Origin of the sequence: Shewanella sp. AC91-MNA-CIBAN-0169 (assembly GCF_040310165.1) — a bacterium.
GTDB lineage: Bacteria > Pseudomonadota > Gammaproteobacteria > Enterobacterales > Shewanellaceae > Shewanella.
This window is the reverse complement of sequence record NZ_JBEOPM010000004.1, coordinates 163,863-184,486: the sequence shown is the minus strand read 5'-3', so window position 1 is coordinate 184,486 and position 20,624 is coordinate 163,863. Positions and strand designations below refer to the sequence as shown.

Annotated in this window: 16 protein-coding genes and 1 riboswitch; of the genes, 4 read left to right on the top strand and 12 right to left on the bottom strand. The window is 42.8% G+C overall.

The features are described from left to right. Nucleotides 1-765: 765 nt before the first annotated feature. A complete protein-coding gene (locus tag AAEY98_RS06135; protein WP_351015628.1) occupies nt 766-2,901 on the top strand; it encodes a TonB-dependent receptor family protein in 2,136 nt (711 codons plus the stop codon). Nucleotides 2,902-3,112: 211 nt separating this feature from the next. On the opposite strand, the gene AAEY98_RS06130 is transcribed toward AAEY98_RS06135, so the two are convergent. After that, entirely contained in the window at nt 3,113-3,901 is a 789-nt protein-coding gene (locus tag AAEY98_RS06130; protein WP_351015625.1) for an AraC family transcriptional regulator, read from the bottom strand. A 103-nt stretch (nt 3,902-4,004) separates the two neighbouring features. Between AAEY98_RS06130 and AAEY98_RS06125 the strand changes: the two genes are divergently transcribed. Beyond that, entirely contained in the window at nt 4,005-5,213 is a 1,209-nt protein-coding gene (locus AAEY98_RS06125) for an MFS transporter (RefSeq protein WP_162024112.1), read from the top strand. Between the two features lie 184 nt (nt 5,214-5,397). Here AAEY98_RS06125 and AAEY98_RS06120 read toward each other — a convergent pair whose 3' ends face one another. From AAEY98_RS06120 to AAEY98_RS06110, 3 genes are all read right to left on the bottom strand, one after another. Next, entirely contained in the window at nt 5,398-5,946 is a 549-nt protein-coding gene (locus tag AAEY98_RS06120) for an HPP family protein (protein ID WP_101088546.1), read from the bottom strand. Nucleotides 5,947-6,122: 176 nt separating this feature from the next. Further along, a complete protein-coding gene (gene yddG / locus AAEY98_RS06115; protein WP_101088547.1) occupies nt 6,123-7,031 on the bottom strand; it encodes an aromatic amino acid DMT transporter YddG in 909 nt (302 codons plus the stop codon). Between the two features lie 11 nt (nt 7,032-7,042). Next, nucleotides 7,043-7,819: a class I SAM-dependent methyltransferase gene (locus tag AAEY98_RS06110; protein WP_335691895.1), complete on the bottom strand. Its 777-nt coding sequence runs from the start codon at nt 7,817-7,819 to the stop codon at nt 7,043-7,045. Between the two features lie 130 nt (nt 7,820-7,949). Between AAEY98_RS06110 and AAEY98_RS06105 the strand changes: the two genes are divergently transcribed. Further along, nucleotides 7,950-8,795, top strand: coding sequence for a 23S rRNA (adenine(2030)-N(6))-methyltransferase RlmJ (locus tag AAEY98_RS06105; protein ID WP_101088548.1), 846 nt, complete (start codon nt 7,950-7,952; stop codon nt 8,793-8,795). Nucleotides 8,796-8,945: 150 nt separating this feature from the next. On the opposite strand, the gene AAEY98_RS06100 is transcribed toward AAEY98_RS06105, so the two are convergent. The 6 genes from AAEY98_RS06100 to AAEY98_RS06075 all read right to left on the bottom strand — a co-directional run bounded on the left by AAEY98_RS06100 (nt 8,946) and on the right by AAEY98_RS06075 (nt 18,102). Further along, complete coding sequence (locus tag AAEY98_RS06100; RefSeq protein ID WP_502959636.1) at nt 8,946-10,307, bottom strand: M28 family peptidase; 1,362 nt, start codon at nt 10,305-10,307, stop codon at nt 8,946-8,948. A 91-nt stretch (nt 10,308-10,398) separates the two neighbouring features. Next, nucleotides 10,399-11,094, bottom strand: a complete 696-nt coding sequence (locus tag AAEY98_RS06095; RefSeq protein ID WP_502959391.1) for a lytic transglycosylase domain-containing protein — start codon at nt 11,092-11,094, stop codon at nt 10,399-10,401. 298 nt (nt 11,095-11,392) lie between these two features. Beyond that, on the bottom strand, nt 11,393-11,932 hold the full coding sequence (locus tag AAEY98_RS06090) for a hypothetical protein (protein WP_162024116.1): 540 nt from the start codon (nt 11,930-11,932) through the stop codon (nt 11,393-11,395). A gap of 419 nt (nt 11,933-12,351) precedes the next feature. Continuing rightward, complete coding sequence (locus AAEY98_RS06085; RefSeq protein ID WP_101088551.1) at nt 12,352-15,507, bottom strand: efflux RND transporter permease subunit; 3,156 nt, start codon at nt 15,505-15,507, stop codon at nt 12,352-12,354. Between the two features lie 9 nt (nt 15,508-15,516). Next, the gene (locus tag AAEY98_RS06080; protein WP_101088552.1) at nt 15,517-16,665 is read right to left on the bottom strand and encodes an efflux RND transporter periplasmic adaptor subunit; all 1,149 of its coding nucleotides are present in this window, start codon (nt 16,663-16,665) and stop codon (nt 15,517-15,519) included. 327 nt (nt 16,666-16,992) lie between these two features. Further along, complete coding sequence (locus tag AAEY98_RS06075; protein ID WP_351009199.1) at nt 16,993-18,102, bottom strand: MBL fold metallo-hydrolase; 1,110 nt, start codon at nt 18,100-18,102, stop codon at nt 16,993-16,995. Nucleotides 18,103-18,198: 96 nt separating this feature from the next. Here AAEY98_RS06075 and AAEY98_RS06070 point away from each other — a divergent pair, with 96 nt between their 5' ends. Continuing rightward, nucleotides 18,199-18,816 (top strand): TetR/AcrR family transcriptional regulator, encoded by a 618-nt coding sequence (locus AAEY98_RS06070; protein ID WP_192116172.1) that lies wholly within the window; start codon nt 18,199-18,201, stop codon nt 18,814-18,816. A gap of 17 nt (nt 18,817-18,833) precedes the next feature. On the opposite strand, the gene AAEY98_RS06065 is transcribed toward AAEY98_RS06070, so the two are convergent. After that, a complete protein-coding gene (locus AAEY98_RS06065; RefSeq protein WP_351015617.1) occupies nt 18,834-19,520 on the bottom strand; it encodes a DNA-3-methyladenine glycosylase I in 687 nt (228 codons plus the stop codon). Between the two features lie 97 nt (nt 19,521-19,617). Then, on the bottom strand, nt 19,618-20,148 hold the full coding sequence (locus AAEY98_RS06060) for a thioesterase family protein (RefSeq protein ID WP_101088556.1): 531 nt from the start codon (nt 20,146-20,148) through the stop codon (nt 19,618-19,620). 275 nt (nt 20,149-20,423) lie between these two features. Next, nucleotides 20,424-20,594, top strand: a riboswitch (FMN riboswitch). Nucleotides 20,595-20,624 lie beyond the last annotated feature (30 nt).

Below are 20,624 nucleotides of genomic sequence, written 5' to 3'. Positions count from 1 at the left end.
GCACAAGTATTCATCAATAAATCTCATTAGCAGCTATAACATTTTAATCTATTGATATATCCAAATAGCACACAAGGAGAGCGAAAACGACCGTGTTGTTATACATTACATTTACAGGTTATTGATTTAGGTCACAGCAAATAGAATAATTGTAGCCTCAATATTTAATAACCTTTAAATACAATTATTTATTAAAACACAGGCCGAAGAGAATCCCCTCTATTTAGGATAAAAACGAGTATGAGTGAATTGCCCTGCTATCAATGATATTTAGTACGCCAAGTTCACACTGACTGACTATTTACTAAAAGTTTACATTCACAAAAGCAACTAATAGAAAATACCCCATCACATTGATTAAATTATAAAATATATCTTAATAACTTTATTGAAACAAAGAGTTCTACAGTAATAACACCATAAGTACTGGTGTATACCTTGACGGCCTTAGCTCAAATGAGAATAATTATCAAAATCAATACCAAAAATATGTTTTGACCATTATGTTTACCTCCAGCTCATTGAAGTTCGCACCAAGTAACCAAGACACTATTTTTGAAATCGTAAATTCAGCCCTTTCTCCCCCCGCCAAAAAACACTCCATATTGCGCCATCGATAAAACGCTTAAACATCGCACTTGTTTACACCAAAGCATCTTTGATTGCTGACGATCGAGATTACTGAAGATCGGGGGAATAGTCTTTAACACGTTTACAGCCAACTTATCACTTTAAAACAGACCAAACGAAACATAGGGAATATGCATGTTAACTGAAAAGTCCAGATTCACTTTGACCACAATTGCTGTGGCCATTGCAGCCAGTTTTGCTAGCTCGGCAGTAGTTGCTGACGACAAAAGTCAGACTGAAGCCAAACCTGAAGTCATTGTGGTGACGGGGAGCTTATTAGGCAATTCTGAAGTTGCAGATTTAAAAACGTATACCGGTAACCGCTCAATCATTACCTCTGATCAAATAGAGCGTACTGCAGCGAGGTCAATTGACACCGCATTACAGCAAGTCCCTGGCATTAAAATTAAAGATGAAACCGGAACAGGGGTTTTACCTAATATATCAGTACGAGGCCTAGACAGCAGCCGCAGTGGCTACGCCCAGCTCTTACTCGATGGGATCCCAATGACACTTGCGCCATATGGGCACACCGGCCAGTCATTATTCCCTGCCACCTTATTCATGATAGATAGAATTGATGTAGCACGCGGCGGAGCATCGATTCAGTACGGTCCTAACAACGTTGGCGGCGTGATTAACCTCATTTCAAAGTCAATCCCAACCGACTGGGAAACTAGCGTTAATGAACGCATGACCTTCTTTGGTGACAGTAATACCTTATTTGATACCAACATCAGCACTGGCGGCGCGGTAAATGAAGATTTTTCGATGCGTTTTGATGGCAACATCACCAAAGGGGAATCGTTTCGTGAACACTCCGAAACCGACATTAAAAACCTAATGTTAAAGACCCTATGGAATATCGATGGGCAAAACAGCTTAGATGCCACGCTACAATATTACGATGCTTTTTCTGAGTTACCAGGTGCCTTAAATACCCCCGCATATGAAGCTGATCGAGAGCAATCTCTACGCCCTAATGATGAATTTAATGCCAATACTAAACGAGTGTCATTGAAATACAGCCATGTTCTCGATGACTCGAAAGTTATCGATTATGGTGAGATTGATCTCAGAGTATTTGGTAATAAAAGTTCACGTAATTTTCAGTGGGATTTTTATGACTCAAGCAAAGACACCGACGGTAATTTAGGTACTAGCTGGAGTGATACCACCCAGGATGCTACTCATCTGCGTAACTCTCCACGCGACTTTACCGTGTTTGGCATTGAGCCAACGGCAAGCCTGCTTATTGATGGTGATATTAGTCAGCACATTATCGCCGGCGCTCGTTATATTAATGAAGACATTAGCTACCAACTAAACCACATAGAAAAATCGACTCAAACAGCAACTCGTCCGCGTGACTGGCAAATGGATACCAATGCCATGGCCTATTATGTGAGTAATAAAGTGGGATTCTTTGACGACACACTTTCGGTTACCCCTGGCATAAGATATGAAGATGTGCGCATGACCTTCACCAATGTTGGCCAAGATTATAGCCAAGATAATCACGTAACCGAGTGGCTTCCTGGCATCACCTTGGGTTATGAGTTCAGTTCAAATTGGTTTGCGTATACTAATGCTCAACGCTCATTGAGAACCCCGCAGATTTCGCAATTATGGCCTAAAGATCAAACTCTAGAATCAGAGCTATCTTGGAACTATGAAGCAGGCGTACGCTTTACCCCAACAGAACGCAGTAATTTAAGTATTGCCGCTTACCGTATCGATTTTGAAAATAAAATCGAGTACGACGGTGACGTTAGTCTGTTCGTCAATATTGGCCAAACTCGTAATCAAGGTATTGAGCTAGAAGGCACTTACTCACCGATGTCGCTACCAGATCTGGTTCTAACGGGTGCCTACAACTATTTAGATACTGAACAACTTGATGGAGAATTTGCCGGTAACGAATTGGCTTATGTGTCTAAACATCAACTTTCTGCCAGCGCTTTATACAGTATTAAGGATGTCGATTTAGGATTAATGGCATTTTATTACAGCAAATCATTTGCCGACCTGGCTAACACAGTTGAAGAGAATGTATCTGGTACATCGGGTGAAGTGCCTGCGTATACCGTGGTTAACTTCAATATTGGGACTGAGTTTTTCAAACAAGATAATCACGGCCTAAAAGTGGGATTATCCGTCAATAATCTATTTGATAACGAATACTACTTTAGAGGCTTAGATGTGTCTCCTGCAGGACGAGTGCCTGCATCAGGAAGATCACTGAGCTTAGATGTCGGTTACACCTTCTAATCGACAACGTTTCTAAGATGAGTATTGTTATCTCGACTAGCATATTCATCGCATACAAAACTGTTATATAAATAAAGCCTCAACACAAATGTTGAGGCTTTATTTTATCCGTTACTCAAATGCGATATTACGCCAAAACATCACAAATAAATTGAAGCAGCTCTGCTGGACATAAGCTTATTTGATAGGCTTTTATTCTCCTACATTGAGGCTAGTAAGCATTTAACTCGTTCATGTATTTCATCGGTGATATTTTCATTACTTTTTTAAACATGGTAATAAATGCGCTTACCGGCTCATAGCCTAATAACTCAGACACCTGTTGCACACTCTGTTTATCTGAAAGCGCTTGTAGTGAAATAATGATATGCAGTTGAGTGCGCCATTTGCCAAATGTCATCCCGGTTTCTTTTGTGATAAGTCGCGCCAATGTACGCTCTGTTAAAGCAAATTGTTTGGCCCATTGCGGCAGTGTTTTTCTATCGTTAGGCTGATTTATCAATTGCTGGCTCATCGCTTGAATCACCACATTTTTAGACAGAACAAAGTCTAAATGTTGAATAGGCATCTCAATGAGTTGCTCAAATAGTACCTGTGCAAGTCGTGCGGTTTTACTGTCTACACGATAATGCTGATCGCTACCAGCAAGCGCGCACATCAACTCTTTAACTAAAGGCGTAATAGCCAATGTACAGGTATTTTGCGGCATTCCTTGCATGCTGCCATCAATAAATACATGACAGAGCTCAGCATTATCTGAGGCGCGATTACTGTGAACTTTATTTGCAGGGATCCAGATAGCGCTATGAGTTGGCACCATCCACATTTTTGCCGATACCTCACAGGTAACATAACCATGCAAAGCTAAAATTAACTGGCCTTTAGGGTGAGTGTGTAAAGGGATCTCATGGCTGGCACAGGCGTGCTCTATCTTGGCAATAATGGGTTGCGGCATATATTCAAAATTCTTTATTTCATCCCAGCCAATTGCTTCAAACATAATTTTGTCAGTTTTTCGTTATTTAATGTCACTATCTCTAAATTATATAGTTCGACAAATCTTTATACTAGCAACCATTATTAAGTGAAATCTAAAGCAGCTAATGACGTTACAAACTGACAATACTAAACCACAGTCTCGATTCTCTGGCGCATTACTCGTCATAGGAATTTTGCTTATTGCAGCTAATTTACGCGCGCCTTTTACCGGCATTGCTCCTGTGCTGGAGCAAATTATTAGTCACTTTGGCCTAAGCGGATCTCAAGCTGGATTTTTAACCACTCTGCCACTAATTGCCTTTGCGATTGTTTCACCTATGGCGGCTTTTTTTGCCCGAAAACAAGGATTAGAACATGCCTTGTTTGCCGCGCTAATACTGATATTGCTCGGTATTGGAGCTCGATTTGTCGACTCATCAGCCATGTTACTCATTGGTACTGCCATTATTGGCGTCGGTATCGCAATTGCAAACGTGTTACTACCCAGTCTGATAAAACGAGATTTTGCCACTAAAATTGCGCTCATGACCTCAGCCTACGTGCTCACGATGGGAGTGGTATCAGGTGGGTTTTCGGCTCTGGTATTTCCGCTTAGTCAACTCAATGGCTTAGGCTGGCAACTGGCACTGGGCTCGGCAGCCATCATCACAGTTGCCAGCTTAATTGTGTGGACCGCTCAGCTGGGTAAACACACGAAACCAACTTATTCAGCACATCAATCGGCACCCTCGAAAAGTGTATGGCGTTATCTATTAGCCTGGCAAATTAGCTTGTTATTAGGCCTAAACTCATTTCTGAATTACATCATCATTACGTGGTTGCCAAGCATATTGACCGACACTGGCCACTCGGCCGTTGAAGCGGGGGCGTATCATGGTGCCTTTCAAATTGCGACAGCACTTCCTGGCTTAATATTAATTCCGTTACTGGCTAAATTAAAAGATCAAAGCGCGCTAAGTTTTATTTTGGCACTACTCAGTGCAGGCAGTGCACTTGGGCTGCTTTACATGCCTCACTTTGCTTTTGTATGGACACTAATGCTGGGGTTTTGCTCTGGGGCCTGTTTTATTTTGGGGCTATCGTTTATTAGTTTACGCACCGATGATCCGCACCAAGCCGCATCGCTTTCTGGTATGTCACAAAGTGTGGGCTATTTACTGGCAGCCGTTGGGCCTATGGTGGCGGGCGCGTTGCACACTTCAACAGGCAGTTGGGATGCGCCATTATGGTTATGTGCGATTGCTGGTGTGCTGTGTGCACTATGTGGTTTAGGTGGCGGCAGAAACACCACATTACATAAGTCGGTTAACTAGAAATACACGGCTTGATTACTGAGTTATACACTTAATATCACTATCCCGATCAAGCAAACTTCATTGGAGAAAAACGATATTGAGCAACATCAGGTCAAGCCGAAAATGTTGTAGGTCACTTCAAAAATAAATCATTGAGCTAAACGAGTTGCGGTCACGACAGAGTATCTACCGCACCGGACGCTTACACCCAATAAACAGGATAGTGACGCTTGGGGTCTGTGGAAAGGTTATTGACCACTAACGCGACGATCAGGAGTAATACCGTACCTAAAAAAACTGGCATTAAGGCATAAAGAAAGCCTAGCTGATGAACGTTTTCACCACCAATAACAGCAATCAATGCTGTGGCACCGCCGGGCGGATGAAGGGTTCTGGTAAAGTACATTAACGCAATAGATAGTGATACAGCCAAAGCGCAGGCAAGCACGATATAATCAGTAAAGACTTGATAAACTGCAACACCAATTAACGCTGATATTACGCTGCCACCTATTAAATTACGGGGCTGAGAAAACTCCGCTAAGGGGGCACCGTAAACCAACACTGCTGACGCACCAAAAGACCCTATTACAAACATGCTCCCCATAGGATTCGCGGCCGTATAAAACGCTAAGCCTGCAACTAAATAAATACCACAAAATGCGCCAATCCATGACCAAATAATTTTCTTAAGCGGTTGCCTGGGAGGACAAATATCCTTTGATCGCATGCGAGTAAAATAGAATCTCATTATGTTAATCCGAGTGAAATAGAGTGATGCGTTATTAGTGTGTGATCTGCGGAATACGGTTGCGAGCAGCAAATTAGCGCTAAAGAAACATAATTGCAATTACACCCAAGCAAAATCCTCTTGGAAATAAGGTAATGCTACTTTAGTGATCTCGTGATGATCTAATGATGTGAATATTAATGAGATAAAGACGGTTTTTTGGTTCTAGTGACTAAAAAACAAATAAGAGAGCCTAACGTAACCAATGCTACGCCCTGCCAAAATGACCCCGTGAGCGAAATCGACAAATAAACAGAAGCAAACATGGTCGAAAACACTGGGGTAAAATATGACAAGGTGCCTAACAATATAATATTTCCACCAATAATCGCTTGGTTCCACAAAGCATAACCGGTGCCGATTACCATACCAGCAAGTAATAGTGTAAAAGTTGATGGTAAGGTGAAGTGTAAACTGGGTTCATTACTTAAAAAATATTGTATCCATAACGTTGTCGCTGTCGCACTAAAAAACAGTGTAATGGCATTTTTTCCGTTACTGATTTTTTGAGTGACTACGCAATAAATCGCCCAAATAAATGCCGCTGAAAAGGCCATAGAATAGGTTAATGGGTTGTCCGAAATATTACTTAACAACAGACTAAGTGAAATACCCTGGTCGCCAGCAATACACCAAGCAACACCTGTAAATGCCAACAAAATACTCGGGTAAACCAAAACATTCACTTTGTTACGACTAATAATAACGCTTAACAATATCGTCAGCGCAGGCCATAAGTAGTTAATAATCGACATTTCCATTGCTTGAAGTCGGCTATTGGCCATGCCTAAAGATAATGCGAGGCAGATTTCATAAGTGACAAATAACCCGCCGCCGATAAATAAATATCGTTTAGGGTAATCTTTTATTTTGGGTATTCCCATAACCGACATTAGAAATAACGCACTGACGGTATACATCATTGCAGCACCAGCAATGGGACTAAATAATTCGGATAAATCGCGGATTAATGCCGTGACGGTACTCCACAGCAAAATGGCAATAACGCCATAAAACGTATACTTATTGTCGCGAATATAAGACACCAAACCCACCGTTATTTCATCGCGGATTTTACATAGACATCAAAGCGGTTTTTTTTCTGCGCTAACACCATACTCGGTTTAACACCATTCAAGTCTTCTGCGTAATCAGGACGCTTTACTACCACGCGCTTAGTGGCGAGTGCCATAGCGGGTGCTAACAGTCCATCTGCATCTAAGTCTGCGCCGACCAGAGTTTGAAACACGCGCATTTCTTTTTTAACCAGTGCTGATTTTTCGCGGTGTGGGTACATAGGGTCAAGATAAACAACATCGATCTCGGTGCCAGACGACTTCGCGGCGTCGGCTAACGCACTGATACTTGAGCCGTGAAATAAGCTCATCAAATCGCGCATCCACTCGCCTATTTCAGCGTCTTCATAAGCGCGGCGTAAACCATCTTCAAGCAATGCCGCCACTACAGGATGACGTTCAACCATAATCACTTTACAGCCTAGGCTTGCCAGTACAAAAGCATCTCGACCAAGCCCTGCGGTGCCATCAACTACGATGGGCGTTACGCCTTGCTTTAGCCCGACAGCTTTAGCAATCGATTGACCGCGTCCACCACCAAACTTACGTCGATGCGCCACAGCACCAGACACAAAGTCAACGCTAATGCCGTCAAGCTTAGGCTCATCTCGCTTATGTAAACTCAAGCAGTTTTGCTCGAAACGCAATTCAAAAGCGGCGTCTTTGTCCCACACCAACTGCCAGCGCTGGGCTATATCGACTAATGAGGGATACTGCTGATTAAAGAAGATAGGTGTCTGCAACAAGATGATTACCATGCCAATGTAAGAAACTACGCCATTATGCCAAAAGCCATCACCAGTGAACACCTATACCTCGCACGCTAGAAAACTTATAATGTCGCTATTACACAGTTTTTGCTGTCTCATTTAGTAAATGGAAATGCCCATGCTCAGTTATCGCCACGGTTATCATGCAGGCAATTATGCCGATGTACTTAAGCACTCTATGCTTATTCAAGTATTAAAAGCCATGCAGAAAAAAGATAAACCTTATGTGTATATCGATACTCATGCAGGCGCTGGTGCCTACTCATTAACCGATGAGTTCGCCCAAAAAACCGGAGAGTATCTAGAGGGTGTTGCCAAGCTATGGGACCACGCTAATTTACCCACCGCATTGGCCAACTATGTTGAAACTGTGCAGCACTTTAACGCTGAGTTTGATGGCGAGTTAACCGTGTACCCTGGCTCACCCGCTATTGTAGATGTTGAGCTTCGTCCGCAAGATCGTATGGTGTTACACGAACTCCACGGTACTGACCATGAGTTACTAGCAGATTATTTTGTTGAAGACAAACAAGTCAAAGTCATTAAAGGTGATGGTTTACAGGGATTAATTGCCGCGGTACCGCCATTAGAACGTCGTGGAGTGATATTAATCGACCCAAGTTATGAAATGAAAACCGACTATCAAGATGTTGCTCAAGCCATCATTAAAGCCCACAAACGCTTTGCAACTGGGACATTTCTTTTATGGTATCCAGTGGTCAAACGTGAGCAAACAGAAGCAATGTTAACGCTACTAAAAAATAGTGGCATTAAGAGACAACTGCGTATTGAACAAGCGGTGAGTGCTGACAGTGACGAGTTTGGTATGACGGCCGCGGGTTTATGGGTAATAAACCCACCTTGGCAATTGGATGTATTGGCTAAAGAGGCGTTAGATTATTTGACGCCACTATTAGGCCGTGCTGACGGTCATACTACTGTGAAGTGGGAAGTGGACGAATAATTTACCCTCCGCAGGGTTTATGTTGCTGTGCTATGTGAAGAATGATTGCTGATTATTGATTATATAAAAATGCCCAAACCGCAAAATGCCCAAACCGCTGCAACGGTTTGGGCATTTTTGTTGGTTATCTTTAATTGCTGTTACAGAGCGTTATTTAAAGAATGCACCTGCTGCACCCGGAAACACCACCGGGCTAACATTGCCATTCGCGGCGACACTCGCGACACCAAACAAATAATTGTCGATAACCATATTATCTAACGTGAACTGATTAACCTTGCCGACATAGCGGCTATGAGTCCATTCCGCTACCGTTGTTGAGCGCCAATATACGCGATAACCGACAACGGTTTTGTCGTCACTACTGGCCCAACTTAAGGTGGTACTCGGCGATACTTGCCCTGCAATGGTCACCTTGGTTGGTGGCGCGGGTGCCCATGCTTGTGACGCTAAACTTAGCGCATTAAGTGCGGTCAGTTTGGCGGTAAATCCAAAATCAACACCTTCAATCACATCACCATACGCAATACCATTTTCTACCCGTATATCTTGATGCTGACGATTATAGTTCTCGTTGGTTTCCATAATCCGCACGGCAGGCAAACCAGCCTGATTAAACGGTAAATGATGCCCACCACGACCAAAACGGTCGAGTCGATACACCAACATCACCTCTAAATTAGTCATGTACTGGTCGGCTAGCGATTTAATTTTACGAGCTAAATTGCGTGAAGCAGAATCATTTTCGCCGCCACTAAAATAGCGTTCTTTGGCTTCATCTGCGGTTTCGGCAAAACGTACGCCTTCAGAAAACACCCGTACACTGCTGTTATTCAACACGCCATTAATGCCAGATATATTGCCAATCATGTCATTATTTAATACTGCTTGAACCTGCCAATTTTGCGTTTTGGCATAGTCAGCTAAAATATTGCCGCCATACAAACCTTGCTCTTCGCCCGACAATGCAGCATAAACGATAGTGCCGTTAAATTGATATTTTGATAATACTCGTGCAGCTTCTAGCGCCCCAGCCACACCCGATGCATTGTCGTTAGCACCAGGAGAAATTGAGGTAGCATCCAACACATCACTAACGCGAGAGTCAATGTCGCCACTCATCATCACCACACGCTTAGGATCCGTTTTACCACGCTGAATCGCGATAACGTTAACCACTTCAGTTGGATTTTCGATTCGTTTACCTTGAACAGTGTCACTAACCGTTACCACTTCTAAACAGCCACCACATTCTTTGGATATACGATTAAACTCAGCTTCAATCCAGCGCCTAGCGGCACCAATACCTTGGGTATCAGATTGGGTATCCGACAAGGTATGACGGGTCCCGAAGCCAACTAAGGTACGAATATCTTGTTCAATCCGCTTAGCTTGTGGTGCGGTAGCAATGTCGTATAAACGCACATCTTCTTGTGATGGGGCAACAAACGTTGATTTGTCGGCAGCAAATGCTGGCACGGTTACAGCACCCAATATCAGCAACCCGGCCATACCCGCTAAACAATAACCGTTGTTACGACTGAGTTTGACCCGCTTAGGTTGTACTTTATGAATTACATGGTTCATTAATAAATACCTTAAATTAACTGGCTAATGCTTTTTGGTAGCGTTTTAATAATATTTTTACGCGCTTCACATAAGCTTGTGTTTCAGGATAGGGCGGTATACCGCGGTATTGCATCACCGTCGTTGGGCCGGCATTGTATGCCGCACACGCAAGGTCAATGTCGCCGTTAAATTGGCTTAATAGCTGCGCAAGATAACGACTGCCACCACGAATATTCTGTTGAGCATTGAAAGGATCATCGACGTCCATATCGCTAGCAGTACCTGGCATTAATTGCATTAGGCCTTTGGCACCTGCTTTGGATAATGCGCCAATTTTAAACGCTGATTCTGCATGGATCACTGCTCGAATAAGTGCAGGATCAAGCTGATACTGCCGCGCGGCTAAAGCGACGTCGGCGGCGAAATGTGAGGGAAATAATGGGATCTTATACCAATCGATAACCGAATCGACCCGGCATGCAAAACATTCATACAATAACACTTGATAGTCTGCATCCAGCGGTTGTTGGTCGCTAAATACCATTACCCCATTGGTTTGTTTGTATTGAAACACTTTACGCTTTTCAACGCCTAAATCACTGACAATACCATTTTCGGAGTAACTGGCTTTAACACGAGGCTTACTCGATACTGTGCCCGCTTTCGTTAACGCATAATTATTGGTTAAGGTACGCGGTTTCTGTTTGTTTCCTACATAGCCTGCATTCAACGACAGCTGATCATTAATTGATTGCTCATCGACAGGCTTAGTGTTGCGGCGACTCAACACGTTATATGTTTCTATAGTCGGCGCGGGGTGATTTTCAGCTGTGGTAGTTTGAGATTGCTGTAACGATAACTGCTTTTTTGCTGCGGCTTGCTGAGGAATATACTTAGCTTTGATTTGCGGCTTTTCAACGTCTTCCACGGCAGGATAAACCACTTGCTTGGCTTGTATAGGGACACAAATACAAGCCAACAAGGTAGCGATACCCAATAGCGTCTGCCGATTACGCCATGTCATGTGACTATTCCTGCACTTGATCGAATATAGGCATCGGCGCGATACGGGCGAATTTTGCCACCGCCGAACCTGGGAAAATTTTAACCCCACTGTTTAACTCATCTACGGCTTTACGGTAAAAGTCTTCTGCGTGCACAAAGTCGAGCTCTAGCTGTATATATTCAGCGAGCTGATCCGCACTCAGTTTGTCTTTATTCACTGTAGCTAATAGCGCTTCTAAACCTTGATCAATCTGCTGCCAAGCGGCTATCGATACCGACAAAGAGCCACCAGCCATATTTGACTCTTCAATCGGTTGTTCCCAATCATGTTCGGGCTGTAACAGTTTTAGTTGCTCCAACTGGGCTTGTTGGTCATCTGTTAAAGGGCGTGGATAAGATGGTTTTTCCTGACATAGCTCGGTAAACAATGTCAGTCTTTTATCAATTTTTGAGTCGATCACTTTCAGCGCTTCAATGGCTGAAGTGCGTTTTTTAAGTAAACTGGCATACCAAAGATAAGCCAGAATAGCGGCTAAAGTGAGGCTTATAAACAGCGCCTGCATGGTGACATCCTTTATTATTGTTATTCACTATCATAATCATTATTTAATCAAAAGTTCATCTTTATTGGCGATACCTTTACTAAAAATAAACCACAAAAGAGTAAGCCAAACACCAATAGATGTTAATAAACTGTTTTGATTCAGATCTTAACTATAACACAAAAAAATAGTACTAACACGGTTGAATACTGTACAGTTAAAATTTTAATCTTTAGTTTTATCAACTACCTAAAACCATTCGCACAAGAGTGTTTTTTAAACACATTTACAGTTTCCCCTGCTAAAATAATCAAAATATCGTTTAATAATGCTGACTTAACACCATTAAGGCTATTTATTAGCAGCTGCATCTATAGATAAACAATAGTCACAAAAAAGCCCAGCAAAACTGGGCTTTTAACAATCAATAATGTAAAAAATTAAATATCTTTTCTATCATTATCAACTTTTTCATTTTCCTCTTCAGTCGGTTTTTCACGCTTACTGAAAATGCGCTCAACCACCACAAAGAATAACGGCACAAAGAAGATACCTAAGAAGGTGGAGGTCATCATACCGCCCAATACCGCAGTACCGATGGCATTTTGGCTACCAGAGCCTACTCCTGAGCTAATCGCTAATGGCACAACACCTAGACCAAATGCTAAAGAGGTCATTAGAATTGGGCGTAAACGTACTCTAACAGCATGCAAGGTTGCCTCAATTAAGCCTGAGCCTTTCTCGTAGTATTCCTTAGCAAACTCGACAATTAGAATGGCATTTTTAGTCGCCAAGCCCACCGTGGTTAGCAAGCCTACTTGGAAAAATACGTCATTAGGCAGACCACGAGCACTCATTGCCAGTAAGGCACCAATAATCCCGAGTGGAACAACTAAAATGACCGATAATGGTACCGACCAGCTTTCATACAATGCCGCTAACACTAAAAATACGATTAAAATAGATAACGCATATAAGCTAGGCGCTTGGTTACCCGACAAACGCTCTTCGTACGACAAACCATTCCACTCTAAGCCATAGCCAGGTGGAAGCTTCTCAGCCATTTTTTCAAGTGCATCCATCGCCGCACCGGTACTGTAGCCCGGGACTGTAGCGCCCTGAATGTTAACCGCAGGCACACCGTTAAAACGTTGTAACTGAGGTGAACCAAACTCCCAGGAACCTGATGCGAATGCCGAAAACGGCACCATTTCACCATTATTGTTACGCACATACCAAGAGTCTAAGTCGCCAGGTTGCATACGGTATTTAGCCTCACCCTGAACATAAACTTTCTTAACTCGGCCACGGTCGATAAAGTCATTCACATACGACCCACCCCACGCGGTACCCAAAACACTGTTCACACTATTAATATCAATGTCTAAAGCACGTAATTTGGCGTGATTAACATTAATTTTATAGATAGGCGCATCTTCTTGGCCATTTGGACGAACCCCTACAAGATTAGCGTTTTGCGCAGCCATGCCCAATAATTGATTACGCGCCTCAATTAACTTGGCATGTCCTTGACCGTTTAAGTCTTTTAAGTAAACGTCAAAACCATTTGCGGTACCAAGTTCAATCACTGATGGCGGCACAAAGGCAAACACTAAGGCTTCTTTAATTTGCATAAAGCGACCCATAGCTCGACCCGCTAACGACTTAACATCTTCACCCGGCGCTTCACGTGTGGACCAATCTTTTAGGCTCACAAACGCAATACCCATGTTTTGACCAGAACCCGCAAAACTAAAGCCCGCCACAGTAAACACTGAATTTACGAGTTCTTTCTCTTCGGTAAGGTAATAGTCGGATACCTCTTTTAAGACCTTAACCGTGCTTTCTTGGGTTGAGTTGGTTGGCAAAATAGCTTGGGTAAACAAGATACCTTGGTCTTCATCGGGTAAAAATGCAGTTGGCATGCGTAAGAAAATCCAGGCCACTGCAATAACCAAACCAACGTAGATCAACATGACACGGAATGAACGCTTTAAAATACTGCCAACACTTGATTCATAACGTGATGTCATGGCATCAAACTTACGGTTAAACCAACCGAAGAAACCGGTATCTGCATGAGTATGGCCTTTTTTAACAGGCTTTAGCATGGTGGCACATAACGCAGGCGTTAGTACAATTGCCACAAACACCGACAAGGCCATAGCCGATACAATGGTGATCGAGAACTGACGATAAATAACCCCTGTCGACCCAGACATAAATGCCATTGGTACAAATACAGCTGACAGGGTCAAACCAATACCCACTAACGCACTGGTAATTTGATCCATCGATTTACGGGTGGCTTCCAGCGGACTTAAGCCTTCTTCCGACATCACGCGTTCGACGTTTTCCACCACCACAATCGCATCGTCCACCAGCAAACCAATGGCCAACACCATGGCAAACATGGTTAAGGTGTTGATGGTGAAACCTGCTGCTGATAGCACCGCAAACGTACCTAGCAATACTACTGGTACAGCGATGGTAGGAATAAGCGTTGCTCTAAAATTTTGTAAGAACAGATACATAATCAAGAATACCAACACAATGGCTTCTATCAATGTGTGCACAACACCTTCTATCGATTGCTCTACGAATGGCGTTGTATCATAGGGATAAACGACTTCAAGTCCCTGAGGAAAAAACTCTTTCATCTCATTAACTTTGGCTTTAATGCCTTCTGCCGTGTCTAACGCATTCGCGCCTGTAGCCAGCTTGAATGCAAGGCCCGACGCTGGTTTACCGTTGTAATATGAGTCTACTGCGTAGCTTTCTGCACCTAACTCAACTCTGGCGACATCGCCTAAATAAACATTGGCACCTGATGAGTCAGATTTAACAATGATTTGCTTAAATTGCTCAGGGGTTTGTAAGCGGCTCTGTGCTGATACGGTCGCGTTAAGTTCTTGACCTGCAACCGAGGGGGCACCACCTAATTGTCCTGCTGATATCTGGGCATTTTGCTCACGTATTGCCGCAATAATATCAATACTGGTTAATTTGTATTGAGTTAACTTAAACGGGTCTAACCAAATACGCATCGCATACTGCGCACCAAAAAGCGTGAGTTCACCCACACCAGGTACACGGCTCATTGGGTCTTGAACGTTGGCAGCAACATAATCAGAAATATCGCTTTTGCCCATCGAACCGTCAGAAGACACAAAACCAAGTACCATTAAAAATCCAGAACTGGACTTGTTAACTTGTACACCTTGCTGTTGAACTTCAGTAGGCAACAATGGCGTAGCCGCTTGCAGCTTATTCTGAACTTGTACTTGAGCAATATCTGGATCAGCCTCTGCATTAAACGTTAGGGTAATCTTCGCATTACCAAAACTGTCACTGGTTGAAGAAATATAGCGTAAGTGATCAAGCCCAGTCATGCGCTGCTCAATCACCTGAGTGACTGTGTCTTCCATGGTTTTGGCAGACGCACCAGGATAGAAAGCACTGATCACTACGGTTGGCGGTGCAATACTTGGATACTGCGCAATGGGTAAGCCTCTAATGGCTAACACACCTGCAAGCATAATTAATAGTGCAATCACCCACGCAAAAATAGGGCGATCAATAAAAAAACGAGCCATAATGATTCCCTACTTTTGTGGTTGGTCAGCCGTTAACACCTGTGCAGAAACCGGTGCACCAGGGCGGATTTTTTGTAATCCTTCGACAATTAACTTATCGCCAACAGACAAACCATCGACAATACGCCATTGATGACCAATCACTTCAGCGGTTTGTACCACGCGCATTTCAACATTACTGTCTTGGTTTACTATCATTGCAACCGCTTGGCCTTTGGAATTACGGGTAATAGCACGTTGAGGCACTAAAATAGCTTGTGGGTCTTGGCCAGCATTTAATAGCGCACGCACATACATACCGGGTAACAAGGTACCGTCAGGGTTAGGGAACTCGGCACGTAACGTCACTGAACCGGTAGTTTCGTCTACATTCACTTCAGCAAATTGTAATATACCTTGTTGATCGTATGTTCTGCCGTCTTCAAGAATTAAGGTCACTTTAGCATTGTCACTTTTCAATAACTGGCCTGAACGTAAATTGGCTTTTAAACGCAATAATTGTGCACTTGACTGAACGATGTCGATGTTAATCGGATCAAGCTGTTGAATTGTCGCTAAGGTATTACTTTGATTAGCGGTCACTAACGCGCCAGCAGTAACAGATGACTTACCAATACGACCAGAGATCGGTGCTTTAACTTCAGTATATTCGGTGTTGATGGTCGCGGTATTAATAGCGGCTTTCGCTACCGCTACTGAAGCTTGTGCTTCTTTAAATAACGCTTCCGTCTCGTCAAAATCTTGCTTACTGACTGCATTGGTTTTGACTAATTTGGCATAACGCGCCGCTTTGGCTTTTGCTGAGGCTAAACCCGCATTTGCGCTAGCAAGATCGGCTTCTGCACTCACTAATGCCGCTTTATAAGTGGCTGCATCAATTTGATACAGAGATTGACCTTGTTTAACTTCGGTGCCTTCGGTAAAAGCACGCTTAGTGATAATACCTGACACTTGTGGACGCACTTCAGCTTCTAAAAAGGCACGGCTTCGACCCGGTAATTCAACCTTAATCGCTTGCGAAATTGCTTCAACTGTCATCACGCCAACGGGTGTAGGTGGTCGCGGTTGCTGTGACTGGGCATTTTCATCCCCTTGACCACATGCGGTAATCCATAATGCAGCAGAAATAACTGCGGCGACTTTCAATGCTTTGTGCATGAGTGCTCCTACTCCAATTTATTTTCAATATGACACCTCAGTCTTGAGGAATTTCATTTGAAAATAGCTAAAATTAAACTGTTAAATTTTCTGTGTACTTTATCGCATAGGTATAAAATTCAAACAACTAAGCTAATGCGAATAAATTGTAAATAAATAATAAGTTTCAGTTAAATATATTGAATATGTTATCAAACTGTAATCGATACGCAGGTAATCAAACAAACATTACCTATTAAGTCATTAAATACACTACCTGGTAACATGCTGGTAAAGTCAATTTATGGATTAACTATCCATGCCTACGTACACTGTTAATACATTAACTTAGTTATTGTTGATGACAACCTTATTTAATTCATCTGTTTTTTGTGGCTCAAGCATAATGGCACGCCACCACAACTCGCTAGCTTGCGGATTGGCTAACATCACCGCTTGACCAAATTTTGGCGTTAACAAGGTGACATTTTGCTGTTTAGCTAACAGGTTGATACGTTCAAAAGGCTCAAACCAATCATGTAACGCTAAATCAAAAGTGCCATTGTGTACTGGCATCATTGCCTTTGCTTTAACATCAATATGCGCCTGTAGGCTTTGCTCTGGCAACATATGAATATCACTCCACAATTCATTATAGGCGCCCGTTTCAATCATGCTGAGATCAAATGGCCCATAACGCTCACCAATTTCTTTAAATCCATTAAAATAGCCGCTGTCTCCGCTAAAAAACACCTTATGTTGTAAACCTTGAATAACCCAACTCGCCCATAAGGTTTGGTTCCGATCAAGCAAGCCACGGCCTGAAAAATGTTGCGCGGGTGTCGCGGTAATACTCAAGCCATTTAATTCAACAGACTGCCACCATTCCAGTTCGGTCACTTGAATAGGATCAACGCCCCAAGCCGTTAAGTACTTACCCACTTTAAGTGGGGTAACAAAATGTTGCACCTTGGTAGCCAATTGCTCAATGGCAGCGCTATCGAGGTGATCGTAATGATCATGGCTAATAATCACCGCCTTTATTGCCGGTAAATCAGCAATACTGATTGGCGATTGATGAAAACGTTTCGGTCCTGCCCACTGCACCGGTGATGCTCGCTCGCTAAATACCGGATCAATCAATAAATATTCGCCATCAAGACGCATCAATAACGTCGAATGACCTAAACGATAAACGGTATCTTGTGTCGATTGAGCCAATATCTCTGGGGTTAATGCTTCTAATGGGATCACACCTTGGGGAATGGGCGCTTGACGCTTTGTCGACCAATAGGCTTTGGCAATTGGCCATAAGCTGCTAATACCCGCTTGATAGACTTTCTCGGTATTGCTGAAGATTTGTGTCTTATTTCCACGCGATTCAGTCCAATATTTATTGATCAAAATAATCACAATCAATGCACCAAGCGCGACTAAAAGACTCATTAATATTTTCATCTATCGCTTCCAAAAGTAAACTACACGGTGTAGTTTAATAATCCCTTGTTGAAAAGTAAACTACTCAGTGTAAAATATTACAATAAGATTGATTAGATGAAACCAATGAACACAGAAAAGCAAACACGCAGCCAGATTAAACGCGCCGCGATTATTGAAGCAGCTAGAACAACCTTTAAAGAATTAGGGGTTGCGGCAACGAGTATGGATAAATTAGCCGAAGTAGCTGGAGTGTCTAAGCGAACAGTGTACAACCACTTTGCCACCAAAGAAGCTTTGGTGATGACCTTGATGACTGATTTATGGCAACAAGCATTATCTCAACCCTCTGTGGTATATGACTCACATCAACCTTTGGCTGAACAACTGCAACAGTTGGTGCGTTTTGATATGGATTATATTCAATCAGAAGAGCACGTTGAAGTATCGCGAATGGTGATTGGCCATCTGTTTTATACCACTGAAATGCAAGAAGAATTACAAAAGGTAATTAAAGAAGAAACGGCTATTTTGCGCTGGATAAAAGCAGCAACGCTGGACGGACGCTTAACAGTGAAAAATGTTGAACTGGCCCAAACAGAAGTGCAAAGCTTGATTAAAGGCCAATGTTTTTGGCCATTAATATTTCAAGTCGAAGAGCCATTAAACGAACAACAAAAAGATGACATTGCCGCAAGCATCGTTACCATGTTTTTATGTCGTTATCAGGCATAAGTCCATTGTTGGCTACTCTACACTCGGTTATCACCCACACCGAATGAAATAATACGGCTGATATGCGCTAAACTCATGCCAGATTCTTGTTGCCAATGATTGAATGCAGCTTGGGTTTGGCGTAAAGCGGTTTGCGATGTAAAGCCAGCATCAACGACGTTATGAGCAGTTAAATATGACTGCACATCTTGGCTTAATAAAAAGGTATCTTTACCTATTGCACGTAAAAAATAAGGCCCAGTATTGCCACCTAAACGGGTGCCGCGCTTTTTAAGCACTTGCCACAAACCAGTAATGTCATCGCTTGGCCAATGAGCAATAAATTCCGCAAAACTGCCGTGTTCTGCATTAATCTGCTGGATCATATAAGCGTTATCAACAATCGCCTGGGTTTTCTTTTGATGCCGAATAAGCACTGGGTCGGTTGCCCGCTGTTGAATTTGATCGGGTGACAGCATCAGCACCTTCATTGGTTCAAAGTCAAAAAAGGCTTTTTCATACGCAGGCCATTTGTTATCAACCACTCGCCACACAAAGCCACTTTGAAACACGCGTTTACTCATAACAGACAATAACTGCGCATCAGTATATTCGCCGATTTCATCGGCATCGAGAGTGCCAGGCAGCAATGACTTAACTGCCGCTGGCCCGCCTTTACGCTCACATGCTCGCGCCCAAATATCACTGAACTTTTCTAATGCCACCGCGTAGCTCCTTTAACCCAAGCAATAATCTGCCAATACGGCAGATAAAGGCTTGTTGATCTTTAAACATTAACATTGATACCAAAAACAACTAACGCTATATATTACGTTCTTTTTTAAGTTGTAAAAACTGTTTCCATTTAACCACTTCAGCAGGCATTTCAGGTGTGTCACCTGTGTAACCGGCAGCAGCAATTAAGGTTTCAATAGGCACTTGTTTACCTCGACATACAAACACACCACGAACATGCGCAATGCAATGTAAACCACGGGCGGTAACCATACGATGCTCAATATAAAAGTATTTTTCGTCCCAACCAACGATTTTAGTTTCAATGGTAAACTTTTCAAACGGCTTAATATCGCGGATATAAGTAAACTCTGCCGCATTCACTATCGGTAACCATTTGTTTTTTAGAAACTGTTTCATCAAACCCATTTCGGCAATCAAATAGGTGCGCGCTAAATCCATAAAAGCAGGATAACGCGAGTTAGTTAAATGCATATTGATATCGCAATCTAACGGTAAAGCACGATAATCAATTCGGCTAGTGCCTAAAAAACCAATACTTTTACAATGACCTATTCGCCATAAAAACAACAAAATAATACGAAAATACAGATTCATGCACGGTTACTCCTAATGTAAGCGCGACAGGCTAACAAAGGTCATACCAGCGAGCAAGCGGCTTTAGCTGTATTTGGTAGCACAAAATTGGCATTACACTTTATTTGTTACTCTTTTTGAGACTTATCCCCCTTTTCATCTGTGGCTTAACTGATTAACATAGCGAGGCGTTTTGATTAAATTGACAGTGAGTTAACTGAGTTTCACCTAACTTACTAACAATAACGCCTTAGTCGTTGAGTCGATTACAGCCAAATCAGCGCAAACACATTGTTTATAATTCTCAGGGCGGGGCGCAATTCCCCACCGGCGGTAAACTTGAAAAAGTGAGCCCGCGAGCGCTCGATTCGTCGAGGTCAGCAGATCTGGTGACTTAGGTATTTACTCATGAGTAATGTCTAACAGTCCAGAGCCGACGGTTACAGTCCGGATGAGAGAGAATAGAGATACATCAATTAGCCCCGGCTTGTTGATGC